At 27.8% G+C, this 18,360-nt stretch carries 22 protein-coding genes, 1 rRNA gene and 1 riboswitch; of the genes, 20 read left to right on the forward strand and 3 right to left on the reverse strand.

Annotation, left to right across the window (positions count from 1 at the left end; genetic code table 11):
• The 6 genes from BS62_RS12260 to BS62_RS12285 form a co-directional block, all read left to right on the forward strand.
• A 23S ribosomal RNA gene (locus BS62_RS12260) occupies positions 1-323 on the forward strand; the annotation flags it as partial.
• Between the two features lie 248 nt (positions 324-571).
• Positions 572-763 (forward strand): hypothetical protein, encoded by a 192-nt coding sequence (locus BS62_RS12265; RefSeq protein WP_496491569.1) that lies wholly within the window; start codon positions 572-574, stop codon positions 761-763.
• Between the two features lie 241 nt (positions 764-1,004).
• Complete coding sequence (locus BS62_RS12270; RefSeq protein ID WP_496491570.1) at positions 1,005-1,817, forward strand: potassium channel family protein; 813 nt, start codon at positions 1,005-1,007, stop codon at positions 1,815-1,817.
• Between the two features lie 101 nt (positions 1,818-1,918).
• Positions 1,919-3,010, forward strand: a complete 1,092-nt coding sequence (locus BS62_RS12275) for a CAP domain-containing protein (protein ID WP_496491571.1) — start codon at positions 1,919-1,921, stop codon at positions 3,008-3,010.
• A 25-nt stretch (positions 3,011-3,035) separates the two neighbouring features.
• The gene (locus tag BS62_RS12280; RefSeq protein WP_496491572.1) at positions 3,036-3,803 is read left to right on the forward strand and encodes a polysaccharide deacetylase family protein; all 768 of its coding nucleotides are present in this window, start codon (positions 3,036-3,038) and stop codon (positions 3,801-3,803) included.
• A gap of 156 nt (positions 3,804-3,959) precedes the next feature.
• On the forward strand, positions 3,960-4,223 hold the full coding sequence (locus BS62_RS12285) for a hypothetical protein (protein ID WP_496491573.1): 264 nt from the start codon (positions 3,960-3,962) through the stop codon (positions 4,221-4,223).
• 105 nt (positions 4,224-4,328) lie between these two features.
• On the opposite strand, the gene BS62_RS12290 is transcribed toward BS62_RS12285, so the two are convergent.
• Positions 4,329-4,511: a hypothetical protein gene (locus BS62_RS12290; protein ID WP_496491574.1), complete on the reverse strand. Its 183-nt coding sequence runs from the start codon at positions 4,509-4,511 to the stop codon at positions 4,329-4,331.
• A 253-nt stretch (positions 4,512-4,764) separates the two neighbouring features.
• Positions 4,765-4,861, forward strand: a riboswitch (THF riboswitch).
• 93 nt (positions 4,862-4,954) lie between these two features.
• Here BS62_RS12290 and BS62_RS12295 point away from each other — a divergent pair.
• The 11 genes from BS62_RS12295 (at position 4,955) to rpoD (ending at position 14,568) form a co-directional block, all read left to right on the forward strand.
• Positions 4,955-5,539, forward strand: coding sequence for an anthranilate synthase component II (locus BS62_RS12295; RefSeq protein ID WP_496491575.1), 585 nt, complete (start codon positions 4,955-4,957; stop codon positions 5,537-5,539).
• Between the two features lies 1 nt (position 5,540).
• On the forward strand, positions 5,541-6,890 hold the full coding sequence (pabB, locus tag BS62_RS12300; RefSeq protein WP_496491576.1) for an aminodeoxychorismate synthase component I: 1,350 nt from the start codon (positions 5,541-5,543) through the stop codon (positions 6,888-6,890).
• Positions 6,880-7,620 (forward strand): aminotransferase class IV, encoded by a 741-nt coding sequence (locus BS62_RS12305; RefSeq protein WP_496491577.1) that lies wholly within the window; start codon positions 6,880-6,882, stop codon positions 7,618-7,620. The genes pabB and BS62_RS12305 overlap by 11 nt, the downstream gene beginning before the upstream one ends.
• Before the next feature lie 27 nt (positions 7,621-7,647).
• Complete coding sequence (locus BS62_RS12310) at positions 7,648-8,358, forward strand: hypothetical protein (protein WP_496491578.1); 711 nt, start codon at positions 7,648-7,650, stop codon at positions 8,356-8,358.
• Positions 8,359-8,370: 12 nt separating this feature from the next.
• The gene (gene folE / locus BS62_RS12315) at positions 8,371-8,943 is read left to right on the forward strand and encodes a GTP cyclohydrolase I FolE (RefSeq protein WP_496491579.1); all 573 of its coding nucleotides are present in this window, start codon (positions 8,371-8,373) and stop codon (positions 8,941-8,943) included.
• Positions 8,944-8,958: 15 nt separating this feature from the next.
• Positions 8,959-9,750 carry a dihydropteroate synthase gene (gene folP / locus BS62_RS12320; protein ID WP_496491580.1) on the forward strand — a complete coding sequence of 264 codons (792 nt, stop codon included), beginning with the start codon at positions 8,959-8,961 and terminating at the stop codon, positions 9,748-9,750.
• 7 nt (positions 9,751-9,757) lie between these two features.
• Positions 9,758-10,123: a dihydroneopterin aldolase gene (gene folB / locus BS62_RS12325; protein WP_496491581.1), complete on the forward strand. Its 366-nt coding sequence runs from the start codon at positions 9,758-9,760 to the stop codon at positions 10,121-10,123.
• On the forward strand, positions 10,116-10,610 hold the full coding sequence (folK, locus tag BS62_RS12330; RefSeq protein WP_496491582.1) for a 2-amino-4-hydroxy-6-hydroxymethyldihydropteridine diphosphokinase: 495 nt from the start codon (positions 10,116-10,118) through the stop codon (positions 10,608-10,610). Before folB ends, folK begins: the two co-directional genes overlap by 8 nt.
• A complete protein-coding gene (gene aroF, locus BS62_RS12335; protein ID WP_496491583.1) occupies positions 10,603-11,394 on the forward strand; it encodes a 3-deoxy-7-phosphoheptulonate synthase in 792 nt (263 codons plus the stop codon). Before folK ends, aroF begins: the two co-directional genes overlap by 8 nt.
• Before the next feature lie 183 nt (positions 11,395-11,577).
• Positions 11,578-13,386 (forward strand): DNA primase, encoded by a 1,809-nt coding sequence (gene dnaG, locus BS62_RS12340; protein WP_496491584.1) that lies wholly within the window; start codon positions 11,578-11,580, stop codon positions 13,384-13,386.
• Between the two features lie 27 nt (positions 13,387-13,413).
• Positions 13,414-14,568: an RNA polymerase sigma factor RpoD gene (gene rpoD / locus BS62_RS12345; RefSeq protein ID WP_496491585.1), complete on the forward strand. Its 1,155-nt coding sequence runs from the start codon at positions 13,414-13,416 to the stop codon at positions 14,566-14,568.
• A 48-nt stretch (positions 14,569-14,616) separates the two neighbouring features.
• On the opposite strand, the gene BS62_RS12350 is transcribed toward rpoD, so the two are convergent.
• Positions 14,617-14,805 (reverse strand): hypothetical protein, encoded by a 189-nt coding sequence (locus BS62_RS12350; RefSeq protein ID WP_496491586.1) that lies wholly within the window; start codon positions 14,803-14,805, stop codon positions 14,617-14,619.
• A gap of 68 nt (positions 14,806-14,873) precedes the next feature.
• Between BS62_RS12350 and BS62_RS12355 the strand changes: the two genes are divergently transcribed.
• Genes BS62_RS12355 through BS62_RS12365 form a run of 3 tightly spaced genes read left to right on the forward strand, consistent with a single transcriptional unit; the run spans position 14,874 to position 18,098 of the window.
• The gene (locus BS62_RS12355) at positions 14,874-15,572 is read left to right on the forward strand and encodes a tRNA (adenine(22)-N(1))-methyltransferase (protein WP_496491587.1); all 699 of its coding nucleotides are present in this window, start codon (positions 14,874-14,876) and stop codon (positions 15,570-15,572) included.
• Positions 15,562-16,662 (forward strand): Nif3-like dinuclear metal center hexameric protein, encoded by a 1,101-nt coding sequence (locus tag BS62_RS12360; RefSeq protein WP_496491588.1) that lies wholly within the window; start codon positions 15,562-15,564, stop codon positions 16,660-16,662. The genes BS62_RS12355 and BS62_RS12360 overlap by 11 nt, the downstream gene beginning before the upstream one ends.
• 38 nt (positions 16,663-16,700) lie before the next feature.
• Positions 16,701-18,098, forward strand: coding sequence for an MATE family efflux transporter (locus tag BS62_RS12365; protein ID WP_496491589.1), 1,398 nt, complete (start codon positions 16,701-16,703; stop codon positions 18,096-18,098).
• Here BS62_RS12365 and BS62_RS12370 read toward each other — a convergent pair whose 3' ends face one another.
• Positions 18,099-18,338: a hypothetical protein gene (locus BS62_RS12370; protein WP_496491590.1), complete on the reverse strand. Its 240-nt coding sequence runs from the start codon at positions 18,336-18,338 to the stop codon at positions 18,099-18,101.
• Positions 18,339-18,360 lie beyond the last annotated feature (22 nt).

An 18,360-nucleotide genomic window follows, 5' to 3' on the forward strand; every position in this document is an offset into this window, starting at 1 on the left:
CGCGAGCTGGGTTCAGAACGTCGTGAGACAGTTCGGTCCCTATCCGTCGCAGGCGTAGGAAATTTGAAAAGACCTGTCCTTAGTACGAGAGGACCGGGATGGACGTACCTCTGGTGCACCAGTTGTCACGCCAGTGGCATAGCTGGGTAGCTACGTACGGAATGGATAAGCGCTGAAAACATCTAAGCGCGAAGCCGACTTTGAGATAAGATTTCCCACCGTAAGGGTAAGACCCCAGAAAGACTACCTGGTTGATAGGTTCAAGGTGTAAGTTCAGTAATGGATTTAGCTTATGAATACTAATAGGTCGAGGACTTGACCATTAATATGCTGTTTAGTTTTGAAATTGCTAAACGTAAAAAAGCACTTCTATTAATTTAGAAGTGTTTTTTTGATGTTTAGACATATAAAAATTTATAAACTTAACTTACAGGCCTGATTTTAATATCATTAAAAATATGATGTTTTTAAATTTTTTATGTTTAAAGTAGCTTATATTTTGTTTTAAGAAATGTATAATAATTACCTTAGATGTAAAAAATAATAACAAAAATATAGGAGGTAAAAAACTATGCAAATGAATACTCGTGATATAGTTATGAAGAAATTATTAGATGCACAGGAAAACGTACGTGACTTTGAAACATATTCAAAACAAATAGAAGACAAAAACGTGGCATCAATGTTTAAAAATTTCGCGGAAGAATGTGGTGCTCAAGCTAGTAAATTACAAGTTGTAATGGACAAGATGGATAAATACTAAAATATAAAAATTTAATAAATATATTTTATATAAATTAAAATGACTATATTTATCATAAGTATAAATATAGTCATTTTTTTAATTACAAGGATATTATAATTTATCCGGTTTAAGGATAAGTTGTAATATCAGACTAATATGCTTGAGCAACGGATCTGTTCTTCAAGATCGTTGGCGACATAAGCATAGCGAATCTTTCTAGTGTTTTTGAAAATAAATAAGTAGCTTAGGGGGATATCTTATGAGATATAAGCTTACGAATAATAAGAAGATATCTATTAAATTTATATTGTTATATTTGTTTACTGTATTACTTTTCGCAATTATTTACACTAGTATAGTAAATCAATTCTATCATTCTACTTCAAAATATGAAAATATATTAAATTCAGAACTTATGACAATAGAAAATGAGGTAAATTATTCTATAACTGATAACTTTAGAGAATATCACAAATCAAGTGTTATATACTTAGATGAAAATAAGAACTGGATATTTTGTATAGATGATTTAGAAATAAAAAAAGTAAATTTAAACGTTGATGAATTGATTTTTGATATATCAGTACTTGTTAGAAACATGTCAGATTTTGAAACAAAATACACGACTACATTTTATTTTAAAGTAAATAGAGAGGATAAGATTGATAAAGAAGGTTACGTATACAGGTTAGGAAAAATTAGTTTTAAAGATAATACTACTTATATTCCAGAGTTACGAAATATAAATTTTTCTCAGTTGTTTTATTTAGAAAATGGAAATGTAAAAAAAGAACAAATAGGGCTAAAATTATCACATAAATTAGAAAAAAATATAAATGAATTTATAGATAGTACAGATGGATTACCTAGTAGGAATATAGGAAATTCTATTGCTAGATTTAAATTATATTTCCCTAGAATGTTATATTTAAGTATGGTCACTATTACTACATTAGGATATGGTGATATTGTTCCTTTAACTAATACAGCTAGAATATTAATAGGCGTAGAATCTACCCTTGGAATAATAATTATGGGTTGGTTTGTAAACTCAAAGGTAAATAGCAAATAAAGTTACATTCCTTATCTCTTATATATTTTATAAGGTATATATAATAACTTGTCTGTATATAATTATGTAATAAATGAATAATTGGACAGGAAGTGATTTCTATGAAAAAGTTAGTATTTTTTCTAATAGTAATTTACATAATGAATGTTTATACAGATATGGATTTAAAAGATATTTATAATACAAGTATAAATAAAGCTATATTATTAGGAGAAAATATTGATTTAATAAAGGAAGGTATATTACAGGATAAATATACAATAAAATCAAATGAAAATAAATTTGATGTGGATTCTAACTCAAATAATATAGAAACTATTGTACAGTCAAGCACGACAAGTTCAAAAATAGATAATTTTTGTAATATAAAGTTAGGAACTTCAGAAAATGAAGTTATATCATTAATAGGAAATCCATCTAGAATAGATTTAAGTGAATATGGATTTAATTGGTATGTGTACAATCAATATAAAAATAAATTTGCCATGGTTGGAATTGATAATGGCAAAGTTGTAGGATTATATACTAATTCATTACAATCAAATTTAATAAAAACTATAAATTTTAGTAAAGATAGAACATATGTATTAAGTAAATATGAACCTTTAGAATATAAGAAAAAAGGATATACTAAATTTATAATAAGTTCAAAAGGTGAATATGATGTTTTAGAATTTAGAGATATGTATGTAACTGTCTTTTATGATATTTATAATAGCTATAAGATAATTTCTTATCAAATAATAGATAAAAATACAGAAGATAAATCAAAAGATATATATCCAGAATATAGTGAGGATTTAAGAGAAAGTTTTGAAAGAGAAGTTATAGATTTAACAAATAGCGTAAGAGATAAATATAATTTATCAAGAGTAAAATATGATAATAAAGCTCAAGCTAGTTCTAGGAAGCATAGTTTGGATATGAAACAAAATAATTTTTTTGATCATATTAATTTGAGAGGTCAAGATCCTTTTGATAGAATGAAAACAGAAAATATAAATTATAAATTAGCTGGAGAAAATATAGCTGCAGGTCAAACTAGTGCTATATTTGCACATGAAGCATGGATGAATTCTGAAGGACATAGAAAAAATATCCTAAATAACTATGAAAAATTAGGTGTAGGAGTAGAATTTGGAGGGAATTATAAGATATATTATACTCAAAATTTTTACACTGACTTAAGATAAATTTATAGTAAAAGGAGACATAATTATGAACAGAAGAAAAAAAATGCTATTGTTTATGCCAATAATATTAATAGCCATATCATTGTTTGCTATACAAAGGATAAATATATATTCTGAAGAAAATGATAATTTAATAATTAAAAACGGTCCGAGAAATGAAAAAGTTATAGCTATTACATTTGACGATGGACCACATCCAAAAGAAACAAATCAAATATTAGATGTCCTTAAAGACTATGATGTAAAAGCTACATTTTTCGTAGCAGGAAAACATGTAGAATGGTATCCAGAGGCTGTTATAAGAGCTACTAAAGAAGGTCATGAAATAGGAAATCATACCTTCAGCCACCCTGATATAAAATCAATAAGTAAAAGTCAATTAGAACAAGAACTATTAAAAGCTCAAAATATTATTTATGATAAAACAGGTAAAAAGCCTACTTTATTCAGACCACCTTATGGAAGCTATAATAAAAATATTGTAGAGCTATCAAAAAAACATAATTATAAAATAGTATTATGGTCTACTTTAGACGCAAAAGACTGGTCAACAACATCACCTAATAAAATAGCAAATGTCATACTAAATAAAGTTACAAATGGAGATATTTTAGTTTTACATGACTATGGAACTATACATCCTAATCCAACTATTCAAGCTTTGAGAATATTTATTCCCGAAATGAAAAAGCGAGGATATGAATTTGTAACAGTATCTGAACTAATAAATTATTCAAAAGATAAAAAGGCTAATGAATTTGATAATACACAATTAAAAGATAGTAAGAACTAATCTAGGATTTATAATCCTAGATTTTTTTATTTGCAACTTTAATGAAATTATTTGAAATATTAAAAACATTTTATAAGAAATTAAATACTATATATAAAGAAGTAAATATAATCCAAGCAATAAATTAATCTCTTATAAGGGATGTGGTTCTAATATATGTTTAATAAGATATATGAAAAAAAAGAATTCATAATCTTTCATATAAAAGGGGGATATATAGCTTATAATAGAAAAAAAGAGTTTCAAGATGGGCACACACATTTAAGAAATTTTAATTCAGCTAAAACAGCAATAGACCTAGTATCAAAAAATAAAGTTCCTAAAAGTACAGATAAATATTATTTAACAAGTCTAATAAGGCTTTCTAATGATGAAAAATATATCAAAAAAATAAAAGAATTAATGATATCTATACACTAAAAAGAAACATTTAAAAAAGGAGCATATGCTCCTTCTTTAATTTCCAACTACTAAACTTGAACAAGGTCCCATCTGGTCGTTGACCACATGAGTATAGGGAATTTTTTACTCCCATTTTGGAATATTAAATTTTTCTGGATTTTTTATTCTCAAACCCTCGTCTTCAGAAATTATATAGCTAGAAATTCCTTGTTTATCGTACTCTTTAACGTGTTTAATTGCTTCTTTTTTATTCATGGGTTGAGAAATAGACTTATTATCAGCTCTAATTATAACATATCTATCCATATTCACTCCTCCAATTTAGATAGATTAAAAATCAAAAATCTTTTAAATTTTAATATTATAGTTTGTTTTATTTATAGTTAATATACACTATTTAGTAACCAAAAATCTTACAAAATAATTGTAGATAAGATAACTAATATTGACAATCTTTTCCGAACACATATATAATGAATTATAAAAGATAAATTTGTGAATATTTTAAATTTATTTTAAGGGGAAATAAATAGGATTTGTAGATTCTTATATGGATTCTTACAGAGTAAATATCATGCGTTAAGTGTTAGAAGATGGGAAGTAGCTTCTAAACGAAGGAGATAGTATCTTCGCGGTATGGTATTGCATCCGCTGTGAGAAGGTTGTAATTTATTTAAAATAAAACACACCCTTCTGATTAGGGGTGTGTTTTTTGTTAAAATGATAACAAATCAAAGGGGGTATGAAGAGTGATATTAATGATAGATAATTATGACTCTTTTGTTTACAACTTAGTTCAGTTTTTAGGAGAACTAGGAGAGGAAATAGTGGTTAAGAGAAATAATGAAATAACAGTAGAAGAAATATCAAAATTAGCTCCAGAGATAATAGTTTTATCTCCAGGACCCTGTTCACCTAATGAAGCTGGCATTTGTACTGATGTTGTAAATTACTTTAAAGGTAAAACACCTATACTAGGTATATGTCTAGGGCATCAAACAATAGGACATGTATTCGGAGGAAATGTTGTTAAAGCAATAACACCAGTCCATGGAAAAGTACATTCTATTAAACATAATAACAGTGGTGTATTCAAGAACTTAAATAATCCTTTAAATGTAACAAGGTATCATTCGTTAATTGTGGATAAAGAGTCTTTACCAGAAGAACTTGAAATAACAGCTTATACAAATGAAGGGGAAATAATGGGCTTAAGACATAAAAAATATCTTATAGAAGGAGTCCAATTTCATCCTGAAGCTATACTTTCAGAACAAGGCCATGATATATTAAGAAATTTTATTAATGAAGCAAGGTCTCAAAGGGGGGAATAACATGATAGTAAATTTAAATACAAAACTAAATTCTTTTGAATTATTTACTATATTTAGAAATGATGATCATAGTTTTATGCTAGATAGTGCAATGGGACAAGATAATTTAGGAAGATACTCTTTTATAAGTTCAAACCCATTTAAAATCTTAAAATATAAAAATAGCAATGAAAATCCACTTAATTCTCTAAAAGAGGAATTAAGTAAATATAATGTAATAAATAATTCGCATCTGCCATTTATTGGAGGTGCAGTAGGGTATTTATCTTATGATTTAGGTAATTATATGGAGAAACTACCTCGTAGCGCTGTAGATGATACTAATGTGCCAGATTTATACTTTGGATTATATAATTGGGTAGTAGTAATAGATCATCTAGAAAATAAAACTTACATAGCTACCCCTAATATAGATGAACAAGAAGAAAAAATCCTAGTAGATAAAATAAATAAAAGGATAATTGAAGCTGAAGCAAATGGAATTGATCCCATTTGCTATGAAGAAAAAAATATAGAGCCAACTAAATTAGTTTCTAACTTCAAAAAAGAAAACTATTTACAAGCAGTAGAAAAAGTTAGAGAATACATAAGAAATGGAGATATATATCAAGCAAATTTAACACAGAGATTTAGCGGTAAGACATCTCTATCTAGTTATGAATTATATAGAGATTTAAGAAGAATAAGTCCAGCGCCATTTGGAGCATTTTTAAACTTCAATGGAACTCATATATTATCGAATTCTCCAGAGAGATTCATAAAATTCTTTAAAAACACTATAGAGACAAGGCCTATAAAAGGGACAAGACCTAGAGGTAAAACAGTAGAAGAAGATTTATTACTTCAAGAAGAACTTAAAAATAGTGAAAAAGATAAATCTGAACTATTAATGATAGTAGACCTAGAAAGAAATGATTTAGGTAAAGTATCTAAAATTGGAACTGTTAAAGTTCCTGAATTATTTGTTATAGAACCCTACGCCAATGTTCATCATTTAGTAGCAACGGTTATAGGGGAGTTAGAGGAAGGTAAAGACTGTATAGATATAATAGAAGGTACTTTTCCAGGTGGCTCTATAACTGGAGCTCCAAAGATAAGATCAATGGAGATAATAGATGAGCTTGAACCAACACAAAGAAATGTATACACAGGATCGATTGGTTATATAGGCTTTAATGGAGATCTGGATTTAAATATAGCTATAAGAACTATTATAAAACAAGATCAAAATATACACTTCCAAGTAGGAGGAGGTATAACTTGGGACTCAAATCCAGAAGATGAGTATCAAGAAACAATAGACAAGTCAAGATCTATGATGAAAGCGCTAAGAGGTTATTATGAAGAATAACGTGTCTTTTAATAGTACGCTTTCTAGGTTTGGAATAGGCTTATTTGAAACTATAAAAATTAAAAATAAAAAACCTATACGTATAGATAAACACCTAGATAGACTATATAATTCTATAGATAAACTGAATGTTAATTTCACTATAGATAAAAATGAAATATATGAATTGATAAACTTATATATTGAAGATAAAAACATTTTAAATGGCGCTCTTAGAATTACAGTTTGTGACGAAGGTTATAACTTTTCAACACGAGATATACCTTACAAGAAAGAGCATTATGAAAAAGGATTTAAAATAACTATATCTCCAATAAAAAGAGGCTTGAGTGAGATATACAGGCATAAAACTACAAACTACTTTGAAAATATATATTCGAAAAATTATGCTACACAAAATGGATTTGATGAAGGATTATTTATAGATTTAAATGAATATATACTTGAGTGCTCTATGAGTAATATATTTTTTATAAAAGAAAATAGAATATATACTCCAAAAAAAGAATCACCAATATTAAATGGGATAATGAGAACTTGCGTTATAGATATTTGTAAAACTCTAGATATAATATGTATAGAAGATGATATAAAAATAAGTGATTTAGACAAATTCGATTTTTGTTTTATAACTAATAGTCTGATGGAACTTATGAAGGTTAAAAGTATTGATAATGTTATATATGAAGATACAAATAACACCTTTGAAAAAATAATAAATAACATATAATCATCTTTGTGTTAGGGGGCCTTATATATGGTAGATGCAGAGTATACAAATATTAAGGAAATATATGAAAACGAATTAAAAAGCATAATAGAAAGTAAAAATGTAAAGTCTGTATTAATAGTTGGATCAGCCAAAGATATAGATTTTGAAGTTGCTAAGGATATAAATGATATAGATTTGTTCGTTATTACTGAAGAAGGATTTGGTCAAACAAGAGAGATAAAATTAATTAAAGAAATAGAATTTGATATAAACTATTTTCCTATTTCTTTAGCAGATGAATTTGTAAGAAATAATGAATATTTCTTTATACAAGCTATGAAAAATGCAAATCTTGTGTATGATGAAAATGATTTAGGAAAATTATATATACAAAAGAGTTTACAAAAATATAGCCAAGGACCAAATGAACTTACAAAAAGCGAAAAATCTAAGCTTTCATATGAAATTCAAAGTACTTTAAAAAGGTTAGTAGATAACAATAGTTATGATAGAATGGAATATGAATTATTATCTAATTTATGTGTAAGAGATCTTATAAAAAGTTATTTTATGCTAAATAAAAAATGGGTACCAAAAGATAAAAAATTATTTAGTGTTTTAAAAAAAGACAATAAAGAATTATATGAGTTAGTAAATAAATACTACCAAGAACATAGTAGTATCCAATTAGAAAAAATATATAATTATGTATTTAAAAATATAAAAATAGTAGATTATATAAAAATGAATTATTAAGGAGGTATAATTATGGAAGATATGAATAGAGAGAAAATAAAAAGAGCGGTTAGAGATATTTTAGAAGCTATAGGAGAAGATCCAGATAGAGAAGGACTTCTAGATACTCCAGATAGAGTGGCTAGAATGTATGAAGAGATATTCTCAGGTATTCATGAGGATGCTAGAAAACATCTGCATGTACATTTCCAAGATGAAAAACATGAAGAATTAGTATTAGTTAAGGATATACCTTTTTACTCATGCTGTGAGCATCATTTAGTGCCATTCTTTGGTAAAGCGCATATAGGATACTTACCAAAAGGCGGAAAGTTAACAGGGCTTTCAAAACTTGCTAGGGTAGTTGAAACTATAGCAAAAAGACCTCAACTACAAGAGCGTATAACTAAAGATGTGGCAGAAATAATAATGGAAGAATTAGAACCATATGGAGTTATAGTCGTTGTTGAAGCTGAACATATGTGTATGACTATGAGAGGTGTTAAAAAGCCAGGATCTAAAACAATAACATCAGCAGTAAGAGGTATATTCCAAAAAGATATAGCTGCAAGAGCTGAAGCAATGAGCTTAATAAACATGAGATAGTAGGGGGAACTTTTGATGTTTGAATTTGGAAAAAGAACGTATATAATGGGAATATTAAATGTTACTCCAGATAGTTTTTCTGATGGAGGAGATTTTACAAATATTGATATAGCAATTGACCATGCTAAAGATATGGTTAATAAAGGTGCAGATATAATAGACTTAGGAGCAGAGTCTACAAGGCCAGGATATACTAAAATTAGTGATGAAGAAGAGATCGAAAGGCTTTTACCAGTTATAAAAAGATTAACTAAAGAAATAAATGTACCTGTATCTGTAGATACGTATAAATCAGAGGTTGCTAAATCAGTTTTAGATAACGGTGTTCATTTAATAAATGATATTTGGGGACTTCAATACGATAAAAATATGGCAAATGTAGTTGCAGAGTATAATGCCTATGTATGTATAATGCATAACCAAGACGGAACAAATTATGATAAGGACATAATGGATAGCATAAAAGACTTTTTACTAGAAAGTATAAAAATAGCAAAAGAAGCTGGAATAAAAGATGATAAAATAATATTAGATCCAGGTATCGGATTTGGCAAAAACTATGAACAAAACATAGAGGTGCTTAGAAGACTAGGCGAACTTAAAGACCTAGGTTACCCTATACTTCTTGGAACATCCAGAAAATCTACAATTGGCAAAATACTTAATGTCACTCCAAAAGAAAGAGTTGAAGGCACTATAGCTACAACTGTGGCTGGAATAATCGATGGAATCGACATAGTTAGGGTACATGATGTAAAAGAAAATCTAATGGCAGCAAAAGTAGCAGATGCTATATATAGAAGGTAGGTATGGCATGGATAAAATATTATTGAATAACTTAGGATTTTATGGATATCATGGAGTTTTAAAAGAAGAAAGTGTATTAGGTCAAAAATTCTTTATAGATATTGAATTATACATAGATACTAAAAAAGCTGGATTGAGTGATAATATGTATGATTCAGTGAGTTATGCAGAGGTTTATGAAATAGTTAAAAACATAACACAAAATAAAAGATTTAATCTAATAGAAGCTTTAGCAGAAAATATAGCTCTTAGTGTATTTGATAAATTTGAATTGATTAAGGAGATAATGGTAAGAATAAAAAAACCTGAGGCTCCAGTTAATGGTATATATGACTATTTTGGAGTTGAAATAAGGAGAAATAGAAATGACTAAAGCCTATCTGGGATTGGGAACTAATATAGAAAACAGGTTGAATTTTTTAAACGAAGCTTGTAAATTAATAGAAAAGATTCCGGATACTACTATAACTAAGAAATCAAAGATCTATGAAACTAAAGCTTGGGGATATACAGACCAAGCTGATTTTCTAAATCTATGTTTAGAAGTTAACACAAATCTATCTCCAATGGAACTATTAAAGAACTGCCAAAATATAGAACTTAAATTAAAAAGAGAAAGAGTTTTAAGATGGGGCCCAAGAACTATAGATATTGACATTTTATTTTATAATGATATAATTTCAAATGATGAAATCTTAACTATACCACATCCTAGGATTCACAAGAGAGCATTTGTTATGATTCCTTTAATGGATTTAAATGAAAATTTAGTAATAAACAACAATACTATAAAGGAACATTTACAAAATATTACTCTAGAAGAGATGGATGAAGTAAAGGAGTTTATAGGTAATGACTAAAAACCTATCTAAAAATAAAATAAATATAAAAATAAATGATAAATTAATATTACCTGAAGATAAACTTATAATAGCTGGGCCTTGTGCTATAGAAAGCTACGAACAACTGTTACAAACAGCGCAGTATGTAAAGTCTAAAGGTGCCAATATGTTAAGAGGCGGTGCATTCAAACCTAGAACATCGCCATATTCATTTCAAGGAATGAAAGAAGAAGGCTTAGAAATATTAAGTCAAGTTAAAAAGGAAGTAGATATTCCAATTATAACAGAACTAATGGATGTTAGAGAGCTTGAAAAAGTTTATGAAGTTGCGGATATTATACAAATAGGGTCTAGGAATATGCAAAATTTCCCTCTTCTTATAGAGGTTGGAAAACAGAATAAACCTGTTATGTTAAAAAGAGGAATATCCGCTACTATAAAAGAATGGATAAATTCGGCTAAGTATATATCAATGGGTGGTAATAATAATATAATTATGTGCGAAAGAGGAATAAGAACCTATGATGATTATACTAGAAATACACTAGATTTGGCTGCAGTCCCTATAATTAAAAAAGAAACTGGGTATCCAGTAATTGTTGATCCAAGTCATGCTACAGGAATAAGATATTTAGTAAAACCGATGTCCTTAGCTGCTTTTGCATCAGGAGCAGATGGTATAATGGTTGAAGTTCACCCTAATCCACCAGAAGCTTTATGTGATGGAGAGCAATCGTTGTATTTTGAAGAATTTGAAGAACTTATGAATTCAATAAATTATATGAAAGAGAGGCTTATTTAAGCCTCTCTGTATTTTTTTGCTTATGGTGCAGATAATATCTTATATTATTAAAAAGAATTTTATAATTATAGAAGGAGTTTTACAAAAAAAGTCGAAATATAGTAAAATGTGTATTTGACAAATTGTAAATATATTGTAAAATGGTAATATTGCAAGTACACCTATATCTAAGAAGGTGATAAAATGAGTACGAATATGCAAGATGTCATTGACGAGATTAAATCAAGAACTGACATAGTAGACATTATCTCAAACTACATATCCGTTAAATCATCAGGAACAAACTATAAGGCTTTATGTCCATTTCATTCAGAAAAGACGCCATCCTTTTATATAAGCCCTCAAAAACAAATATATAACTGTTTTGGATGTGGCGAAGGTGGAGATGTAATAAAATTTGTTATGAAAATGGAAAATAGTGACTTTATGGATTCGGTGAAAATGCTAGCTGAAAAATGTGGAATAGAGATAAATAACAACGTGGATGAGGAAACGAAAAAAAATATTCAAAAGAATAAGCTTTTAATAGATATCCATGTAGAAACAGCTAGATATTATTTAGCTATTTTACTCCAAACACAAAATAAAGGTTATCAATATCTAACAAACAGAGGTTTAGATGATAAGACTATGAAAAACTTTGGATTAGGTTATGCACCTAATGATTGGCAAGGTTTATTTAATTATCTTACTAAGAAAGGTTATGAGATAGAAGATTTATTAGATAGTGGACTAGTAATGAGAAAAAAAGATGGCAATGGATACCGTGATAGGTTTATAAATAGGGTTATTTTTCCTATATTCGATTATAAAGGCAGTGTAATAGGTTTTGGAGGTAGAGTATTAGATGATTCACTGCCAAAATATTTAAATTCGCCAGACACGCCTATATTCAATAAAAGAAATAATCTTTATGGACTTAATTTTGCTAAAAAAAATATAAATAATAAAACGCTAATATTGGTAGAAGGATATATGGACTTAATAAGTTTAGCTCAATATGGTGTTAAAAATGTTGTTGCGACACTAGGTACTGCTCTTACAGAAGACCAAGGGAAATTAATTAAAAAGTATATAGATACAGTTATAATATCTTATGATTCTGATAACGCGGGAATAAATGCAAGTTTAAGAGCAATTGATACTTTAACTAAACTAGACATAAATGTAAAAGTATTAAATTTAGAAGAAAGCAAAGATCCTGATGAATTTATAAGAAATTATGGACTTGAAGAATTTAATAAAGCTATAAATAACTCTATAAATTATATACAATTTAAAACAAATATAATAAGAAAAAATTATAATCTAAATAGTGGAGAAGACAAGATAAAATTTACAAAAGAAATAGTAAAACTATTTAAAAGCATAAAAAGTCCAGTTGAAATAGATTATTATGTAAATTTATTAAGTAATGAAACTGGCATAAGTACAGATTCATTAAAGAAAGAAATATATGGCAAAAACTATATAGAACCTATTAAAAACAAGGGTTCTTGGCATAATAAATCTGTAGATAAGAAAATAGAAAAACCGAAAATAATAGAAAAAGGCAAAGAAATAATAGAAAAAAAACTTATAAAAGTATTAATAGAAAATAAAGAAATAAGAAGTAAAGCGTTGTTAAAATTAGATAAAGAAGATTTCATTTTAAAAGATAGCAAAGAAATTATAAATTATATGATTAAAAATGAAGATTTGGATAAAATAAGTATTGACAAATTAAAAAGTTTGAACATATCTGAAAATTATATAGATGATATAAATAAAACTACAATAGATAATATTAATTATGAACAAAACAAAAGTATAGAAGAACTCATAAAAACTATTAAAAACAATAGTATTCAATATAAAATAGATGAGTTGTTAATAGAACAAAAAAATATAGAACGCTTGTCAAAGAGCGAAAATATAGATGCGAAAGAGGTAGATGAAAAAGTTATGAAAATTGCTTTAGAAATAATACAACTTAGAAAATCTTTACACTAAATATAATCTAGAAAGGAGGTCATTGTATTGGATAATCAAAATGTTAAAAAGAATAAAAAAGTAACAGCTAAGAGCTTAATAGAAAAAGGCAAAAAGGCAGGTTCACTAACTCTTGGTGAAATAATGGAAGCTTTTGCTGAAACTGACTTAGATAAAGATCAAGTAGAAAATCTATACGAAACACTAGGTCATTTAGGCATAGAAGTTATAGAACAAAAAAATAATAAAGCGGATTTTGATTTTGGAAATGATGACTTAGAAGTCGGCGATATAGATGAAGAAAGTAAAGAAGATGAAGAAGATGTTGAATTAATGGATCTACAAAATATAGATATGTCTCTTCCTAAGGGAATAAGTATAGATGATCCAGTAAGAATGTACCTTAAAGAAATTGGTAAAATACCTTTGCTAAAGCCGCATGAAGAAGTTGAATTAGCAAAAAGAATGCATGACGGCGATGAAGCAGCCAAAAAAAGACTGGTTGAAGCAAACTTAAGATTAGTTGTAAGTATAGCTAAAAGGTATGTTGGAAGAGGTATGTTATTTTTAGATTTAATACAAGAAGGAAATTTAGGACTTATAAAAGCAGTTGAAAAATTCGATCATACAAAAGGATATAAATTTAGTACTTATGCTACTTGGTGGATAAGACAAGCTATAACTCGTGCTATAGCAGATCAAGCTAGAACAATAAGAATACCAGTTCATATGGTTGAAACTATAAATAAACTAATAAGAGTATCGAGACAACTTCTTCAAGAATTAGGAAGAGAGCCTAAGCCAGATGAAATAGCTGCGGAAATGGAACTGCCTGAAGAAAAGGTAAGAGAAATAATGAAAATAGCTCAAGAACCAGTGTCTCTTGAAACGCCTATAGGAGAAGAGGAAGATAGTCATTTAGGTGATTTTATTCCTGATGAAGATGCCCCAGCACCAGCAGAGGCAGCTGCATATTCATTACTGAAAGAGCAAATAGAAGAAGTTTTATCTTCACTAAATGAGAGAGAGCAAAAGGTGTTAAAACTAAGATTTGGACTTGAAGACGGTAGAGCTAGAACATTAGAAGAAGTAGGAAAAGAATTTGATGTTACTAGAGAAAGAATAAGACAGATAGAAGCTAAAGCTTTAAGAAAGTTAAGACATCCAAGTAGATCTAAGAAATTAAGAGACTATTTAGATTAAAAAAAATTCGCCTTGTGTATAAAGGCGAATTTTTTTAATCTATGTTACTTAGTTCCAATAATTCTTTCTTTTTCCATAATTTATTTCCTTTTGAAGTTCTTCTTTGCTCTTTTGAGGTTGTTTTTGCTTATCTTGTAGTTCAGATAAGGCCTCAGTTTCAAGTTGCCAAGTTACAGTATCTTCGCCCCAGCCATACTTAGGAATATTTTTTAAAGTATCTTTATTTTTTTCAGACATAAATAACACCTCCATGAACTTATTATTTGAATTTTATTAATATAAATACTAGAAAGGATGTGTATACATTGAAATTAAGTGATAGATTATTAGCAATTGCTAATTTAGTAGATAAAAATAATAAAGTAGCAGACATAGGCACAGACCATGGGTATATACCTGTTTATTTATTAAATAATAATATTGTACAATATGCTATAGCAGCAGATATAAATAAAGGGCCTCTAGATAATGCTAAAAAAGAAGTTAAATTAAATAAATTAGAAGATAAAGTAGATTTAAGATTAGGATCAGGATTAACAGTTATTAAAGAAGGAGAAGTTGATGAAGCTATAATAGCAGGAATGGGCGGAGTTTTAATAAGTGAAATATTGGAAACGTCTAAAAATGTTGCTAAATCTCTAAAAAAACTGATACTTCAGCCTATGCAAGCTTCTGATGAACTTAGAAAATATATTTATGAAAATGGATATGAAATAGTGGATGAAGTTTTAGTAAAAGAAGATTTTAGATTATATGAGATTATTGTAGTCAAATATAATGGGAAAATAGAAAAGCTAAAAAATGAAATATTTTATGAAGTAGGCAAAAAACTAATAGCTAAAAAAGATCCATTAGTTTGTGAGTTTATTGATAAAAAAATAAAATCCTATGAAGATGTAATAACTAAAATAGAAGATAAAACTGGAGAAGCAGTAGAAAATAGAAAAAATCAATGCATAAATAAAATACATAAACTAAAGGAGTTGAAAAATATTGTATCTTAAGCAAATAATAAGTATACTTGAAGAACAATATCCAAAAAATTTAGCTTATGACTGGGATAACATTGGATTATTAGTTGGAAACATAAATTCAGATATAAAAAATATAATGGTATGTTTAGAAGCTAATGAATCTATAATAGATGAAGCAATAAAAAACAAAGTAAATTTAATAATAACTCATCATCCGTTTATATTTAAGAAACTATCATCTATAAATGAAAATGATATAAAAGGAAAATGTATATATAAACTAATACAAAATAATATAAATATTTACTGTATGCACACCAACTTTGATATAGCATTTGGTGGGTTAAATGATGTTTTCGCTGATATGCTAAAACTAGAAAACATAAAAACATTAGAAAATACTAAAAGTGAATCTTTATATAAAATAGCAGTATATGTGCCTACAAGTCATGAAGATGCAGTAAGAAAGTCTATGACTAATGCAGATGCAGGAAATATAGGTAATTATAGTGATTGTACATTTAATACAAAAGGAACAGGAACATTTAGGCCTTTAGAAGGAAGTAATCCGTTTATAGGAGATTCTGATATATTAGAAAAAGTAGAAGAAGTTAAAATAGAATCTATATGTGAACAAAAAAATTTAAACAAAATAATAAATAATATTATAAAAGCTCATCCATATGAGGAAGTAGCATACGATATATATAAGTTAGAAAACAAAGGCAAATCATATGGCTTAGGCAGATATGGGAACTTAGAAAACGGTATGACATTAGAAGAATTAGCTAATAAAATAAAAATTGGACTTAATTCAAAATATTTAAGAATAGTAGGAAAATCAGACAAAATTGTAAAGAAAGTTGCTATTATTACAGGGTCTGGTGGAGATTTTGTAAAAAAAGCTTATTTGCGTGGATGTGATGTTTTAATAACTGGAGATGTAAAATATCATGAAGCACAAGATGCCATAGACCTAGGTATATCTATAATAGATGCAGGCCATTTTGAAACAGAAAATATTTTTATAGATATAGTACACAATTATTTATCTCAAAGATTATCCGATGTTAATGTAATAAAATCTGATATTGATATAAATCCTTTCTCTATAATATAATATTTACATAGAATTTAGAATAATTGTAGGAGTTTATAATGAAAACAAACAATAATTTAACTGAGGGCAGTATAATTAAATCACTTATAAATCTTTCGCTGCCTATTATGGGGACATCATTTATACAAATGGCCTACAATATGACAGATATGATATGGATAGGAAAAACAGGAAGTAAAGCTGTAGCTGCAGTTGGGACAGCAGGTTTTTTCGTATGGTTTGCATTTGCATTTATACTTATATCAAAAATTGGGTCAGAGGTAATGGTAGGCCAGCATATAGGGAAAAAAGACTATGCAGGGGCGCGAGAATTTGCTATACATAGTGTTCAGATAAATATAATATTGTCTTTATTATACGGAACATTTTTAATTATTTTTAGAGAAAATCTAATAGGATTTTTTAATTTAGGAGATATAGAAGTTATAAAAATGGCTAAAAGTTATCTAGTTATAGTATCTCTTGGAATATCTTTTAACTTTATAACTCCTGTCTTAACCGGTATATTTAATGGATCTGGAGACAGTAAAACTCCATTTATAATGAATGCTATAGGATTAATTGCAAATATAATACTAGACCCTATATTTATATTTGGAATAGGTCCATTTAAGCCTATGGGAGTTTCTGGAGCTGCTATAGCGACTGTATTATCTCAGTTAATTGTTACATTGTGTTTTATATATAAGATGAAGAAAAAAGAAGAAATTTACTTTAAAATAAACTTATTTAATAAACCTAAAGTTTTTTATATAAAAACTATATTTAAACTAGGGTTTCCTATAGCACTTCATAATGGATTATTTACCATATGTTCTATGATTTTAGCTAGAATTATATCTGATTGGGGACCAACTGCAATAGCAGTACAAAAAATAGGATCCCAAATAGAATCTATATCTTGGATGACTGCAGGAGGTATATCGACAGCACTAGGAGCATTTGTTGCACAAAACTATGGTGCTAAAAAATGGAATAGAATATTTAAAGGTTATATAACTACTATGATAATATCTATTTTTGTAGGAGTGTTTGCAACTATACTTCTTGTGTTTTTTGGTGATGCAGTATTCTCATTCTTTATACAAGAAAAACAAGCTATTGAAATGGGTGTAGATTACCTAAAAATACTAGGTTATTCACAATTATTTATGTGTATAGAAATAGCAACAGCTGGAGCATTTAACGGCCTGGGAAAAACAACAATCCCATCAGTGATAAGTATAGTATTTAATGCACTTAGAATACCAAGTGCTATAGTTTTAGCAAAGCCAGAACTACTTGGACTAAACGGGGTATGGTGGAGTATAAGTATAAGTAGTATCATAAAAGGATTGTTGGTTTTTGTGTTATTTGCCATATTAGTATTATATAAAGAGAGATATACTATAAAAAGTGTTATTTTCCAAGAACAACAAGAAAGGATTGCTGATTAATTAGCAATCCTTTTTTTTATAGTATATTTTAGGTATATATAAATTTATATCAGTTAAATTAGTAATAGTATCATATATAAACTGTGCATTATCTTCTATTATGTTATTTTTAAGATCTATGGTAGATAAAACATTATTATTATATTTTATCTCTAAAATATTTGTATTTTCAATGAACTCTAATTTAATATGTTTATTAAGTCTTAATAAGTTACCTAGTATCTCCATATCAATAATCATTTCTATCACTCCTAAAATGTCG

The organism is Sporacetigenium mesophilum DSM 16796 (genome assembly GCF_059569055.1).

Bases quoted from the DNA above. Each gene is read 5' to 3' on its own strand.
- BS62_RS12265 (WP_496491569.1), top strand. From the start codon at position 572: ATGCAAATGAATACTCGTGATATAGTTATGAAGAAATTATTAGATGCA.
- BS62_RS12270 (WP_496491570.1), top strand. From the start codon at position 1,005: ATGAGATATAAGCTTACGAATAATAAGAAGATATCTATTAAATTTATA.
- BS62_RS12275 (WP_496491571.1), top strand. From the start codon at position 1,919: ATGAAAAAGTTAGTATTTTTTCTAATAGTAATTTACATAATGAATGTT.
- BS62_RS12280 (WP_496491572.1), top strand. From the start codon at position 3,036: ATGAACAGAAGAAAAAAAATGCTATTGTTTATGCCAATAATATTAATA.
- BS62_RS12285 (WP_496491573.1), top strand. From the start codon at position 3,960: ATGTTTAATAAGATATATGAAAAAAAAGAATTCATAATCTTTCATATA.
- BS62_RS12290 (WP_496491574.1), bottom strand. From the start codon at position 4,511: ATGGATAGATATGTTATAATTAGAGCTGATAATAAGTCTATTTCTCAA.
- pabB (WP_496491576.1), top strand. From the start codon at position 5,541: ATGATAGTAAATTTAAATACAAAACTAAATTCTTTTGAATTATTTACT.
- BS62_RS12305 (WP_496491577.1), top strand. From the start codon at position 6,880: ATGAAGAATAACGTGTCTTTTAATAGTACGCTTTCTAGGTTTGGAATA.
- BS62_RS12310 (WP_496491578.1), top strand. From the start codon at position 7,648: ATGGTAGATGCAGAGTATACAAATATTAAGGAAATATATGAAAACGAA.
- folE (WP_496491579.1), top strand. From the start codon at position 8,371: ATGGAAGATATGAATAGAGAGAAAATAAAAAGAGCGGTTAGAGATATT.
- folP (WP_496491580.1), top strand. From the start codon at position 8,959: ATGTTTGAATTTGGAAAAAGAACGTATATAATGGGAATATTAAATGTT.
- folB (WP_496491581.1), top strand. From the start codon at position 9,758: ATGGATAAAATATTATTGAATAACTTAGGATTTTATGGATATCATGGA.
- folK (WP_496491582.1), top strand. From the start codon at position 10,116: ATGACTAAAGCCTATCTGGGATTGGGAACTAATATAGAAAACAGGTTG.
- aroF (WP_496491583.1), top strand. From the start codon at position 10,603: ATGACTAAAAACCTATCTAAAAATAAAATAAATATAAAAATAAATGAT.
- dnaG (WP_496491584.1), top strand. From the start codon at position 11,578: ATGAGTACGAATATGCAAGATGTCATTGACGAGATTAAATCAAGAACT.
- BS62_RS12350 (WP_496491586.1), bottom strand. From the start codon at position 14,805: ATGTCTGAAAAAAATAAAGATACTTTAAAAAATATTCCTAAGTATGGC.
- BS62_RS12365 (WP_496491589.1), top strand. From the start codon at position 16,701: ATGAAAACAAACAATAATTTAACTGAGGGCAGTATAATTAAATCACTT.
- BS62_RS12370 (WP_496491590.1), bottom strand. From the start codon at position 18,338: ATGATTATTGATATGGAGATACTAGGTAACTTATTAAGACTTAATAAA.